Annotated in this window: 10 protein-coding genes; 9 read left to right on the top strand and 1 reads right to left on the bottom strand. The window is 69.2% G+C overall.

Translation table 11 applies throughout. The annotated features are described in order from the left end of the window. Positions 1–74: 74 nt before the first annotated feature. Entirely contained in the window at positions 75–1,415 is a 1,341-nt protein-coding gene (murA, locus tag OID54_RS15095) for a UDP-N-acetylglucosamine 1-carboxyvinyltransferase (protein ID WP_329019655.1), read from the bottom strand. Between the two features lie 280 nt (positions 1,416–1,695). On the opposite strand from murA, the gene OID54_RS15090 reads away from it, so the two are divergent. The 9 genes from OID54_RS15090 to OID54_RS15050 all read left to right on the top strand — a co-directional run bounded on the left by OID54_RS15090 (position 1,696) and on the right by OID54_RS15050 (position 13,415). Continuing rightward, the gene (locus tag OID54_RS15090; protein WP_329019653.1) at positions 1,696–2,256 is read left to right on the top strand and encodes a YqgE/AlgH family protein; all 561 of its coding nucleotides are present in this window, start codon (positions 1,696–1,698) and stop codon (positions 2,254–2,256) included. Between the two features lie 164 nt (positions 2,257–2,420). Beyond that, a complete protein-coding gene (locus OID54_RS15085; protein WP_250922584.1) occupies positions 2,421–2,708 on the top strand; it encodes a DUF3039 domain-containing protein in 288 nt (95 codons plus the stop codon). Positions 2,709–3,297: 589 nt separating this feature from the next. After that, positions 3,298–4,602: an extracellular solute-binding protein gene (locus OID54_RS15080; protein WP_329019649.1), complete on the top strand. Its 1,305-nt coding sequence runs from the start codon at positions 3,298–3,300 to the stop codon at positions 4,600–4,602. Positions 4,603–4,621: 19 nt separating this feature from the next. After that, positions 4,622–5,593, top strand: coding sequence for a carbohydrate ABC transporter permease (locus OID54_RS15075; protein ID WP_329019646.1), 972 nt, complete (start codon positions 4,622–4,624; stop codon positions 5,591–5,593). Positions 5,594–5,598: 5 nt separating this feature from the next. Then, a complete protein-coding gene (locus OID54_RS15070) occupies positions 5,599–6,438 on the top strand; it encodes a carbohydrate ABC transporter permease (RefSeq protein WP_329027517.1) in 840 nt (279 codons plus the stop codon). Positions 6,439–6,496: 58 nt separating this feature from the next. Continuing rightward, positions 6,497–8,152 carry a beta-N-acetylhexosaminidase gene (locus OID54_RS15065; protein WP_329019643.1) on the top strand — a complete coding sequence of 552 codons (1,656 nt, stop codon included), beginning with the start codon at positions 6,497–6,499 and terminating at the stop codon, positions 8,150–8,152. Between the two features lie 417 nt (positions 8,153–8,569). Beyond that, on the top strand, positions 8,570–9,466 hold the full coding sequence (locus tag OID54_RS15060) for an FAD binding domain-containing protein (RefSeq protein ID WP_329019640.1): 897 nt from the start codon (positions 8,570–8,572) through the stop codon (positions 9,464–9,466). After that, positions 9,463–11,067 carry a 2Fe-2S iron-sulfur cluster-binding protein gene (locus OID54_RS15055; protein WP_329019635.1) on the top strand — a complete coding sequence of 535 codons (1,605 nt, stop codon included), beginning with the start codon at positions 9,463–9,465 and terminating at the stop codon, positions 11,065–11,067. Before OID54_RS15060 ends, OID54_RS15055 begins: the two co-directional genes overlap by 4 nt. Continuing rightward, on the top strand, positions 11,064–13,415 hold the full coding sequence (locus tag OID54_RS15050; RefSeq protein ID WP_329019632.1) for a xanthine dehydrogenase family protein molybdopterin-binding subunit: 2,352 nt from the start codon (positions 11,064–11,066) through the stop codon (positions 13,413–13,415). Before OID54_RS15055 ends, OID54_RS15050 begins: the two co-directional genes overlap by 4 nt. Positions 13,416–13,486: the final 71 nt, after the last annotated feature.

Below are 13,486 nucleotides of genomic sequence, written 5' to 3'. Positions count from 1 at the left end.
GTACTGCGAAGTGCGGCCGGTCGGCCGTGACGCACACACCACCGACCGGCGCGGTCCCGATCGCCGGACAGGGCCTAGGCCAGGCCCCTGCCCGGCAGTTCGACCTTGGCGCCGAGTTCCATCAACTTCGCCATGAAGTTCTCGTATCCACGGTTGATCAGGTCGATGCCGTGCACCCTGGACGTCCCCTGGGCCGCGAGGGCGGCGATCAGATACGAGAATCCGCCCCGCAGGTCGGGAATGACCAGATCGGCGCCCTGGAGCTTCGTCGGCCCCGAGACCACCGCCGAGTGGAGGAAGTTCCGCTGGCCGAAGCGGCAGTCGGAGCCGCCCAGGCACTCGCGGTACAACTGGATGTGCGCCCCCATCTGGTTGAGCGCCGAGGTGAAGCCCAGCCGTGACTCGTACACCGTCTCGTGCACGATGGACAGGCCAGACGCCTGGGTGAGCGCCACGACCAGCGGCTGCTGCCAGTCCGTCTGGAAGCCGGGGTGGACGTCCGTTTCGAGCGCGATGGCGTTCAGCGACCCGCCCGGATGCCAGAAGCGGATGCCCTCGTCGTCGATCTCGAAGGCGCCGCCCACCCGGCGGAAGGTGTTCAGGAAGGTCATCATCGAGCGCTGCTGGGCGCCCCGCACATAGATGTTGCCCTCGGTCGCCAGCGCTGCGGACGCCCAGGACGCGGCCTCCAGCCGGTCCGGGAGCGCCCGGTGGGCGTAGCCGCCGAGCCGGTCGACACCGGTGATCCGGATCGTCCGATCGGTGTCCACCGAGATGATCGCGCCCATCTTCTGGAGCACGCAGATCAGATCCTCGATCTCCGGCTCCACCGCGGCGTTCGACAACTCCGTGACGCCCTCGGCGAGGACGGCCGTGAGCAGCACCTGCTCGGTCGAGCCGACCGAGGGGTACGGAAGCCGGATCTTGCAGCCGCGCAGCCGCTGCGGTGCTTCCAGGTACTGGCCGTCCGCCCGCTTCTCGATCTTCGCGCCGAACTGTCGCAGCACGTCGAAGTGGAAGTCGATCGGCCGGCCGCCGATGTCGCAGCCGCCGAGTCCCGGGATGAAGGCGTGGCCCAGTCGGTGCAGCAGCGGGCCGCAGAACAGGATCGGGATGCGCGATGAACCGGCGTGGGCGTCGATGTCGGCGACATTGGCGCTTTCGACGTACGTCGGGTCAAGCACCAGTTCGCCCGGTTCATCACCGGGGCGAACGGTCACGCCGTGCAGTTGGAGCAGTCCGCGCACCACCCGCACATCGCGGATGTCTGGCACATTGCGCAGTCTGCTCGGCTCGCTGCCGAGGAGGGCGGCGACCATAGCCTTCGGCACCAGGTTCTTGGCGCCGCGGACGCGGATCTCGCCCTCTAGCGGGGTTCCGCCGTGGACAAGCAGTACATCGTCTGTGCCGGTCATGAATCTCGCGTTCCGGAGGGGGTCCCCCCAGTGCAGCGAGGGGGATGGCGGGCAGAGGGTCAGAGAAAAGGGTAAGGGGCCTTCACCCATGTCCTGTATGGGCGAGGACCCTCAGCGTCGTAATGACTTCGGTACAGCACACTGGGTCCACCAGGGCTTGCACAGTGTCACGCTCTGTACGGGAGCGTGGTGGTTCGGTCTGTCCTGTCCTCGGACCTGTCCTCGCCGACTGTGGCAACCCTGCCCCCGTGGACGCCGAACATGCGGGATCATGTGTCGCATGACCGAGGTGTCCTCGCTCACAGGCCGACTGCTCGTCGCCACCCCTGCCCTCGCGGATCCGAACTTCGACCGCGCCGTCGTTCTGCTGCTCGACCACGACGACGAGGGTTCCCTCGGCGTGGTCCTCAACCGTCCCACTCCGGTGGGCGTCGGTGACATCCTCGCGTCCTGGGCGGGGTTGGCCGGTGAGCCCGGGGTGGTCTTCCAGGGCGGCCCGGTCTCCTTGGACTCGGCGCTCGGCATCGCGGTCATTCCAGGGGACGAAGGCCCCCTCGGCTGGCGCCGGGTGTTCGGGGCGATCGGCCTGGTCGACCTAGAGGCGCCTCCCGAACTGCTCGGACCCGCCCTCGGTTCGCTGCGCATCTTCGCGGGGTACGCGGGATGGGGTCCGGGCCAGTTGGAGAGCGAACTCGGGGACGGCGCCTGGTACGTCGTCGAGTCGGAGCCAGGCGATGTCTCATCGCCGCGGCCGGAGGGCCTGTGGCGGGAGGTTCTGCGCAGACAGCGCAGCGAACTGGCCATGTTCGCCACGTACCCCGACGACCCCTCGCTCAACTGATCGGTTCCGGTGGTGGCCGGGTCGTACGAGGTCCCCGGGGGTATCGGGACGGGCGGGGCCGGTGCCGTCGGGAGGGGTGGTGTCGGACGGCCGGAGCAGGGGATCGGCGACGGGTCGGGGCCGCTGCAACCCGGGGGGTCGGCACCCGGGTATTCTTGGAGTTCATGAGCACTCTTGAGCCCGATCGCGGGACTGGGACGGGAACCCTCGTAGAGCCGACGCCACAGGTGTCGCATGGCGACGGCGATCACGAGCGCTTCGCCCATTACGTCCAGAAGGACAAGATCATGGCGAGTGCCCTCGACGGCACTCCCGTGGTGGCACTGTGCGGCAAGGTCTGGGTGCCGGGGCGCGACCCCAAGAAGTACCCGGTCTGTCCCATGTGCAAGGAGATCTACGAGTCGATGGGTCCCGGCGGGGACAAGGGCGGCAAGGGCGGCAAGGACTCCTGACCGGCTGACGACACCGCTTCGGTCTTTCGACGTTTCGGCCCCGGGGGCGCGCGATCATCGCGACGCCCCCGGGGCCGTTTCGTATGCGCCGATCGATGGGGGTGCGCGGTATTCGGCCGACCGGTTCGGGTCCGCCTATCGACGGGGGCGCTCGCTCAGTCGCGCGAGCAACCAGCCGGCTGCCGGCTGGTTGCTCGCGCGGTGGCCGTTGGGCTTCTGGCCGTCTTCAGGTCTTCAGGTCTTCTTGTCTTCCGTTGGACGCGCGGTGCACTCCTGTCCCGGTGATATCACCGCGCCCCGGCCGTCCCGTTGGGGACCCCGAGGCTCCTTTTTCAGCCTCTCCCCGACAATCCGGACTTTGAGATTCCGAGGCGTCGAAGCCCTGGGGCGCGGCTCGATGGACGGCGCTCGTGCAGGTCACTCCAGCCCCTTGTGACTCAACTGCCGCGTTGCGGAGGATGCATCTGCACGTCACAGAGTGGTTGAGACCTCTTGTCCCCGTCTTGTCCCCGCTCTAGCCTCCTCTCTGTTGTGGAGAACGAAACGTGCGTTGCGTATTTTGCAACGTCTACTTGTAGGGGACCGCCCAATGAAACTCAGCTCCCGCTTCGCCGCCCCTGTCGCGGCGCTCGTGCTGGCCGGCCTCACGGCCACCGCCTGTGCACCCCAGACCTCCGACAACAGCGCCAAGAAGGACGAGAAGAAGGGCACCCTGCGCGTCTGGCTCTTCCAGGAGGTCAACAACGACCCCAAGAAGAAGGTCGTCGACGAGGCCGTGGCCGCCTTCACCGCCAAGAACAAGGGCTCCAAGGTCGAGGTCGAGTACATCCCCGTCGAGACCAGGGCCCAGCGCATCAAGGCGGCGTTCAACGACCCCAAGAGCGCACCCGACCTCATCGAGTACGGCAACACGGACACCGCCGGCTATGTGAAGGACGGCGGGCTCGCCGACATCAGCAAGGAGTTCGGGGCCTGGGACGAGGCCAAGGACACCGACCCGACCGCCACCCAGTCGGTCACCGTCGACGACAAGGTCTACGGCGCACCCCTCTTCGTCGGCGTGCGCGCGCTCTACTACCGCACCGACGTCTTCAAGGAGCTGGGCATCCAGCCGCCCAAGACCCAGGACGAGCTGATCTCCACCGCCAAGCAGATCCGCAAGGCGAAGCCCGAGCTGTACGGCATAGCCGTCGGCGGTGCCTACACCTACGGCGCCATGCCGTTCCTGTGGTCCCACGGTGGGGAGTTGGCCACCGGCGACGCCGGGTCCTACAAGTCGGCCATCAACAGCGCCGAGTCCCAGAAGGGCATCAAGGCGTACACCTCGCTCTTCAGCAACGACAACTGCCCGGCCGCCAAGTGCGCCACCATGGGCGGCAATGCGACCGTCACCGCCTTCGCCTCCGGCAAGGCGGCCATGGCCATCGGCGGTGACTTCAGCCACCAGGCGGTCGAGGACGGCGTGGTCAAGGGCAAGTACGCGGTGGTTCCGCTGCCCGGGCTGAAGGCGGGCGAGATCGCCCCGGCCTTCGCCGGCGGCAACAACCTGGGTGTCCTCAAGAGCAGCAGCCACCGCACGCTCGCGGTCGACCTGATGAAGGGCATCGCCGGCAAGGACAGCCAGCGCAAGCTCTTCGACGCCATGGGCTTCCTGCCGACCTACACCGACGTGCGTACCGAGGTGGCCCAGAAGGAGCCGTTCGTCGAGCCCTTCGTCAAGACGCTGGGTGCGGGCGCCAAGTTCGTCCCCGCCTCCGCGGGCTGGGGCCAGATCGACGCCTCCCTCGTCCTGCCGACGATGTTCCAGGAGATCGTCAGCGGCAAGAAGGACGTGGCCACCGCCTCGGGTGAAGCGGCCAAGAAGATGGACGCCGCCTTCTCGTCCGCAGGCTGATACGAGCGGCTGACCGAACATGACGCACCAAGCGACAGCCCCCGGGCCGGCCGCGGTCGACAAGACCGCGCCGGCCCCGGAGGGCCGCTCCAAGAAGCGCCGCCCCACGGGTCGGCACGGCAGCCGCTGGACGCCCTGGCTCTATCTGGCGCCCGCGATCGTCGTCCTCGCCGGACTGCTGGTCTACCCGATCTACCAGCTCGGCCTGATCTCCTTCCTCGAATACACCCAAGTCCAGGTCAGCGGTGGTGAACCCACCACCTTCAAGGGGCTCGACAACTACCGGGAACTGTTCGCCGACAACCAGTTCTGGCAGGTCCTCCTGGCCACGGTGGTCTTCGCAGCCGCCTGTGTGATCGCCACCCTCGCCGTCGGCTGCACCATGGCCGTCCTGCTCACCCGCATCCGGGCGATCCCCCGACTCGCGCTGATGCTGGCCGCCCTCGGCGCCTGGGCGACGCCCGCGATCACCGGTTCCACCGTGTGGGTCTTCCTCTTCGACCCCGACTACGGACCCGTCAACAAAGTCCTCGGACTCGGCGACTTCTCCTGGACCTACGGCCGCTACAGCGCCTTCGCCCTGGTCCTCTTCGAAGTCGTCTGGTGCTCGTTTCCCTTCGTGATGGTGACCGTGTACGCGGGCATCAAGGCCATCCCCGCCGAGGTCCTGGAAGCGGCCTCGCTGGACGGCGCGTCCCAGTGGCGCATCTGGCGCTCCATCACGGCACCCATGCTGCGTCCCATCCTGGTCGTGGTCACCATCCAGTCGATCATCTGGGACTTCAAGGTCTTCACCCAGATCTATGTGATGACCAACGGCGGAGGCGTCGCGGGCCAGAACCTCGTGCTCAACGTCTACGCGTACCAAAAGGCGTTCGCCTCGTCGCAGTACAGCCTCGGTTCGGCCATCGGCGTCGTCATGCTGCTGATCCTGCTGGCCGTCACCCTTGTCTATCTGCGCCTGCTGCGACGTCAGGGAGAAGAACTGTGAGCCGTATGAGCCGACTGCGCATACGCCGCCCCTGGCGCCTCGCCGCCGAGGTGTCCGCGCTCGTCATCGCCGTCGTGGTGGCCTTCCCGCTGTACTGGATGGTCCTCTCCGCCTTCAAGCCGGCGGGGGAGATCCAGTCCACCGACGCCAAGCCCTGGACACTGTCGCCCTCGCTCGACAGTTTCCGACGGGTCTTCGAGCAGCAGGACTTCGGCCGGTACTTCCTCAACAGCCTCTTCGTGGCGAGCGTGGTGGTCATCGCCTCCGCGCTGATCGCGTTCCTCGCCGCGACGGCGGTCACCCGATTCCGCTTCAAGTTCCGCACGACCCTGCTCATCATGTTCCTGGTGGCGCAGATGGTTCCGATCGAAGCGCTGACGATTCCGCTGTTCTTCCTCATGCGGGACACCGGTCAGCTCAATACGCTCTGGTCGCTGATCATTCCGCACATCGCCTTCTCGTTGCCCTTCGCGATCTGGATGCTGAGGGGATTCGTCAAGGCGGTTCCGGAGGCGCTGGAGGAAGCGGCCTACATCGACGGCGCCAGCCGCACCCGATTCCTGTGGCAGATCCTCTTTCCGCTGGTCTTCCCGGGCCTGGTGGCGACCAGCGTCTTCTCGTTCATCTCCACCTGGAACGACTTCCTGTTCGCCAAATCGTTCATCATCAGCGATACCTCGCAGTCCACATTGCCGATGGCGCTGCTGGTCTTCTTCAAACCCGACGAGAACGACTGGGGAGGCATCATGGCCGGCTCCACCGTCATGACGGTTCCCGTACTGATCTTCTTCATATTCGTCCAGCGACGCCTCGTCTCCGGACTCGGCGGCGCCGTCAAGGACTGAGCCCCGCCCGGAACCCGGGTTGTGTGCCCCACCCGCGACACGATGGAGGACCGACGTCATGCCCCCCGAAACCCCCGCGCAACTGATCCCCGCGCCGAGTTCCATCGACGGCACCCGCCGCGGTGGATTCACCCTCGACGCCCGCACCACCCTGTCCGCGGGGCCGGGCACCGAGACCACCGAACGGTGGCTGCGCTCCACCCTCGCCCCGGCGCTCGGGCTTGCCCTGGCCCCGGGAGACGAGGGGGGAGGGGCGGCGAAGAACACCATCCGGCTCGTCGTGGACGAGACGTTGGAGTCCGAGGGCTACCGGCTTCAGATCAGTGCGGAAGAGGGCGTCGAACTGCGGGGCGGTAGCGGCGCCGGTGTCTTCTGGGGTGCGCAGACCCTGCGTCAACTCCTGGGCCCCGAGGCGTTCAGGCGGGCGCCGCTCACGGGTCACAAGCCCACGGTCATCGCCGAACAGACCATCGAGGACCGACCGCGCTTCTCCTGGCGCGGTCTGATGCTGGACGTCGCCCGCCACTTCACCCACAAGTCCGACGTCCTGCGCTACCTCGACCTGCTGGCCGCACACAAACTGAACGTCTTCCATTTCCATCTCACCGACGATCAGGGCTGGCGCATCGAGATCAAGCGCTATCCCAAGCTCACCGAGATCGGCGCATGGCGATCCCGTACGAAATGGGGCCACCGTTTCTCCGACCTCTGGGACGAGAAACCATACGGTGGTTACTACACGCAGGATGACATTCGGGAAATCGTGGCGTATGCAACCGCGCGTCACATCACCGTCGTACCCGAAATCGATATCCCCGGTCATTCACAGGCGGCCATCGCTGCCTACCCCGAACTCGGAAACTCCGATGTCGTCGACACGGCCGCCCTCGCGCCGTGGGAGACCTGGGGGGTCAATCCGAACGTCCTCGCCCCGACCGAGCACACCGTCGAGTTCTACGAAGGCGTGCTGGAAGAGGTCCTGGAACTCTTCCCGGCCGACACCTCCCCGTTCATTCACATGGGAGGTGACGAATGCCCCAAGGGCCAGTGGAGGCAGTCCCCGACCGCCCAGGCGCGCATCGAGCAACTCGGTCTCGCCGACGAGGACGAACTCCAGTCCTGGATGATCCGTCACTTCGACGGCTGGCTCACCAGCCGAGGGCGACGGCTGATCGGCTGGGACGAGATCCTTGAGGGCGGCCTCGCTCCCGGCGCCACCGTCTCCTCCTGGCGCGGGTACGCGGGCGGCATCACGGCGGCCGAAGCGGGTCACGACGTCGTCATGTGTCCGGAACAGCAGGTCTACCTCGACCACCGTCAGGACGGCGGCATCGACGAGCCGATGCCCATCGGCTACGTCCGCACCCTGGAGGACGTCTACCGCTTCGAACCCGTGCCGCCCGGTCTGAGCCCGGAAGCCGCCGCCCATGTGATCGGCACCCAGGCCAATGTGTGGACCGAGGTCATGCAGGACCGCTCCCGCATCGACTACCAGGTCTTCCCCCGACTCGTCGCCTTCGCCGAGGTCGCCTGGTCCGCGCTGCCGGCCCCCGAGGCACGGGACTTCGCGGACTTCGAGCGACGGATGGTCGAGCACTACCGACGACTGGACGCCCTCGGCGTCGACTACCGTCCGCCCGGCGGGCCGCTGCCCTGGCAGAAGCGACCGGGAGTACAGGGATTTCCGCGCGAGGGAGCACCCCCGACCGTGTGAGCCCCCGGCGCACGCCTCGGATCGAGCCCCCGGCCACATGTCCCCATCGGGTTCCCGTCCATCGCCCCGCGGGCACGGGCGGGCGCCCCCGGTACGGATCGGCGATCCGGGGCGCGCCTCCCGCCCCGGTCAACTGCCCCACCCGTGCCACCAGTCAAAAGACCCAAGGCGGGCAAGGCGGGCAAGTTGTCCAGGTGTCGTGGAGTTCATCCGCCCCCGGCAGCCCTATGAGGCCCCACAGCAGCCTCTAAAACGGGTCAACAGCACAACAAAGGTGCATCCGTCATGGATGCATCCTTCGTGGACCCTCTCGCCGGTCGTCTCAGAAGATGTGCCAGAGTTGCCACGTCCGGACCGTGAGCACGTACGGTACGGCAACACAGGCGGGATGGCCGGACACCGGGAAGGGGCAGCTGGGTGACCACGCACGCACCGCAGACACCGCGGTCGGTGACGCTGCCGACCTCGCTCGACGAGGCCGTCGCAGCACTCACCGCCATGCCCGCGGCCGTGCCGGTCGCAGGCGGAACCGACCTGATGGCAGCCGTCAACAAGGGCCAACTCAGGCCCGCGGGACTGGTCGGCCTCGGCCGCATCAGCGAGATCCGCGGCTGGCGCTACCTCGACGGCCACGCCCTGCTCGGTGCAGGTCTCACCCACGCGCGCATGGGCCGCCCCGACTTCGCCGCACTCATCCCGGGCCTGGCCGCCGCAGCTCGCGCGGCGGGCCCGCCGCAGATCCGCAACGCGGGCACCCTCGGCGGCAACATCGCCTCCGTCGCGCCGACGGGCGACACCCTGCCCGTGCTCGCCGCCCTGGAAGCCGACCTGATCATCGCAGGCCCCGACGGCGCACGCCGCGAGGTCCCCGTCGCCCATCTCCTCGCCGGCCGCGACATGCTCGCCCCGGCGGAACTCATCGGCTACGTACGCGTGCCTCTGCTGCACGCCCCGCAGATCTTTCTCAAGGCGACCGGCCGCACCGGGCCCGGCCGCGCCACCGCGTCCGTCGCGGTCGTCCTCGACCCGGCGCGCCGCGGAGTGCGCTGCGCGGTCGGAGCCATCGCCCCCATGCCGCTGCGTCCCCTGGAGGCGGAGCGCTGGATCGCCTCCCTCATCGACTGGGACGGCAGGCGCGGACTGACCACCGAAGCGTTGACGGCCTTCGGGGACTATGTGGCCGCTGCCTGCATCCCGGACCCGGAGCCGGCCCTACCGGGTGAGGAACCGCCACAACACCCGCCCGCCGTACTGCATCTGCGACGCACCGTCGCCGCACTGGCCCGTCGTGCACTGGGGAGGGCGCTGTCATGAGCAACGAGGAGCACCCGCAAGGGCACCCGGCCGCACCCCCCGGGCACCCGTACGAGCACGGCGGATGGCAGCCCACGCCGCACGGAGAGTACGACCCCGAGGGCACCGCCTTCGTGCAACTGCCCGCTGAGGACGTGCCGCACGCCGCGCCGCTGGAGGCGCCCGGTCACGGCTATGTGCCGCCGACCATCACGCCGCCCACGCCCAACGGCCCTCCGTCCGCGCCCGCGTGGCCCACGGTCCAGCACACCCAGGGCCACCCCGGTGAGTACGGCTGGCCCGACCCCGCCGGCCATCCGCAGGGCGCCCCCAACGAGGACCCACACGCCACCGGCCAGTGGAGCATCCCCACCGCCGAGCACCCTCCGCAGGCACCCGAGTCGACCGGGCAGTGGACGATCCCGCTGGCCGGGAAAGACGTACCGGACGAGACGGGCGAGTACACCACCGCGATGCTCCAGTCGCAGTGGAGTTCCGCACCCGCCACGCTGCCCGGAGGGGCCACGGCGCCCTGGGCGACCGATCCCGCGGCCACCCTGCCCGGAGGGGCCCCGGCCCCGTGGGCGACCAACCAGCCCGAGCAGCAGGAACAGCCCGCCGACACCGCGGAACCGGAGCCCGACCACCCCCGGCAGGCCGCCGCGGGAGAGGCGCCGGTCGAGCACGCACTGGTGGCCGACGGGGCACCGGCGAACACGTCCCCGGACTCCGAGGACGCCGAGCTGCCCGAGGTGTCCGCCGAGGGGCATCCGTCCGACCCGGCCCCCGCTGACGTCGACGCCGACGAACGCACCGACGGCGAGGCCGCCGACGAGCCGACCACCGCAGCGGGCGACCCACAGCCGACAGCACTGCGGGAGCCCACCGACGACACCACTTCGGCGGACGGCCCGGAAACCTCGCCCGAACTACGGACCGAGCCGACCGAGGACCTCGAAGCGGAGGTCGTGCAGGGCGCGACGACCGAGGACCCCGGCAGGGCGAGCGCCGCCGACGAACACCCGCCCACCTCCTACGTCCTGCGTGTCAACGGCACCGACCGTCCGGTCACCGACGCCTGGATCGGCGAATCCCTGCTCTACGTACTGCGCGAGCGCCTCGGTCTCGCCGGCGCCAAGGACGGCTGCTCGCAGGGGGAGTGCGGAGCCTGCAACGTCCAGGTGGACGGCCGGCTCGTCGCCTCCTGCCTCGTCCCCGCCGCGACCACCGCGGGCTCCGAGGTCCGTACGGTCGAGGGCCTCGCCACCGACGGCGAACCGTCCGACGTCCAACGCGCCCTCGCCACCTGCGGGGCCGTCCAGTGCGGCTTCTGCATCCCGGGCATGGCGATGACCGTCCATGACCTCCTGGAGGGCAACCACAAGCCCACCGAGTTGGAGACCCGTCGAGCACTCTGCGGCAACCTCTGCCGGTGCTCCGGCTATCGCGGCGTGCTCGATGCCGTGCGCGAGGTCGTCGCAGGTCGCGAGGCCAGCGCGGCAGCCGCGGCCGAGGCCAGCGAAGCCGCCGCCGACCCGGCTCCAGAAGCCCGCATTCCGCACCAGGCGCCGCCCGGTGCGGGTAGTGTGCAGCCCCACCCGCATGACGGAGGCATGGCGTGAGCAACGACGCGGCCACCACCGCGACGCCCCTGGCGGCCGGTTCGGTTTCCGGCACCGGCGCCGGCTCCTCGGGGGGCCCGCGTTCCGAGCCCGCGGCCATGGGCCTGGGCATCTCGCTACCGCCCGCGGACGCCCGGGCGAAGACCGAGGGCACCTTTCCGTACGCCTCCGACCTCTGGGCCGAGGGTCTGCTGTGGGCGGCCATCCTGCGCTCGCCCCACGCCCACGCCCGCATCCTCGCGATCGACACCTCCGGCGCACTCGACATGCCGGGCGTTCGCGCCGTCGTCACCCACCAGGACATTCCGGGCGACGCCTCCTACGGCCGAAAGATCGCCGACCGTCCCGTCTTCGCCTCCGAGGTCATCCGCCACCACGGCGAGGCGATCGCCGCAGTCGCCGCCGACCACCCCGACACCGCACGGCTGGCCGCCGCCGCCATCGTCGTCGAGTACGAGGTCCTGGAACCGGTCACCGACCCCGAACGGGCCTTCGAGGCACAGCCCCTACACCCCGACGGCAACCTGATCCGCCATATCCCGCTGCGATACGGCGACCCGGACGTCGTCGGGGACGTCATCGTCGAGGGCCTCTACCGCATCGGCCGCCAGGACCCCGCCCCGATCGGCGCCGAAGCCGGACTGGCCGTACCGCGCCCGGACGGGGGTGTGGAGCTCTACGTCGCCTCCACCGACCCCCACACCGACCGCGATCTCGCCGCCTCCTGCTTCGGGCTTGACCCCGACCGGGTCAAGATCGTCGTCACCGGCGTTCCCGGCGCCACCGGGGACCGTGAGGACCCGGGCTTCCAACTGCCCCTCGGCCTCCTCGCGCTGAAGACCGGATGCCCGGTCAAACTGACCGCCACCCGCGAAGAGTCCTTCCTCGGGCACGCCCACCGCCACCCCACCCTCCTGCGCTACCGCCACCACGCGGACCAGGAAGGCCGACTGGTGAAGGTGGAGGCCCAACTCCTCCTCGACGCCGGCGCCTACGCCGACTCCTCATCCGAGTCCCTCGCGGCGGCCGTGGCCTTCGCCTGCGGGCCCTACGTCGTACCGCACGCCTTCATCGAGGGCTGGGCCGTCCGCACCAACAACCCCCCGTCCGGGCATGTGCGCGGCGAGGGCGCGATGCAGGTGTGCGCCGCCTACGAGGCCCAGATGGACAAACTCTCCACCAAACTCGGCCTCGACCCGGTCGACGTCCGGCTGCGCAACGCCCTGGCCACCGGAGACATCCTCCCCACCGGCCAGACGGTCACCTGCCCGGCCCCGGTCGCCGAACTCCTCCAAGCCGTACGGGACTACCCGCTGCCGCCCCTGCCCAAGGACACGCCCGAGGACGAATGGCTGCTCCCCGGGGGCCAGGAAGGCGCGGGCGAACCAGGCGCCGTGCGCAGGGGCGTCGGCTACGCCCTGGGCATGGTCCACATGCTCGGCGCCGAAGGCACCGACGAGGTCTCCACGGCGACGGTGAAGGTGCAGGACGGCGTCGCCACGGTCATCTGCTCCGCCGTGGACACCGGCTCGGGCTTCGCGACCCTGGCCCGCCAGATCGTGCAGGAGACCTTGGGTGTCGAAGAGGTCCACGTGGCCTCGGTCGACACCGACCAGCCCCCCGCCGGACCGGCCGCCCACGGGCGTCATACCTGGGTGTCGGGAGGTGCGGTCGAGCGCGCGGCGAAGATGGTCCGTACGCAACTCCTCCAGCCGCTGGCGCACAAGTTCGGGATGTCGACCGAACTCCTCCAGATCACCGACGGCAAGATCACCTCGTATGACGGGGTGCTCTCCACGACGGTGACCGAGGCCCTGGACGGCAAGGAGCTCTGGGCGACCGCCCAGTGCCGCCCGCATCCCACCGAGCCGTTGGACGAGTCCGGTCAGGGCGACGCCTTCGTGGGCATGGCGTTCTGTGCGGTACGCGCAGTGGTGGATGTGGACATCGAGATCGGCTCGGTCCGAGTCGTGGAGATGGCGGTGGCCCAGGACGTGGGCCGCGTGCTCAACCCCGCCCAACTGGCCAGCCGCATCGAAGCCGGAGTGACCCTGGGCGTCGGAACGGCCCTCACGGAGAATCTACGTACGGCCCGTGGACTGCTCCGCCACCCCGATCTCACCGGGTACGCACTCCCGACATCTCTGGACGCGCCAGACATTCGCATCGTGAAACTGGTGGAGGAACGTGACGTTGTCGCCCCGTTTGGGGCGAAGGCGGCAAGTGCGGTTCCTGTGGTCACTTCTCCTGCCGCGGTGGCCGCCGCGGTACGCGCTGCCACGGGCCGCCCCATCAACCGTCTCCCCATCAGGCCGCAGGCCGCCGTTTCCGCCGCACTCAACTCATAACCCCGGTAAGGCATTGCAGCTGCAATCCAGAGGTGCGGGCTGTCGGCGGCGCTCGGTAAAGTGATTCCCCT

This window comes from Streptomyces sp. NBC_00690, from assembly GCF_036226685.1.
In the GTDB taxonomy this organism is placed as follows: domain Bacteria; phylum Actinomycetota; class Actinomycetes; order Streptomycetales; family Streptomycetaceae; genus Streptomyces.
This window is presented reverse-complemented; position numbering and strand designations above follow the sequence as displayed.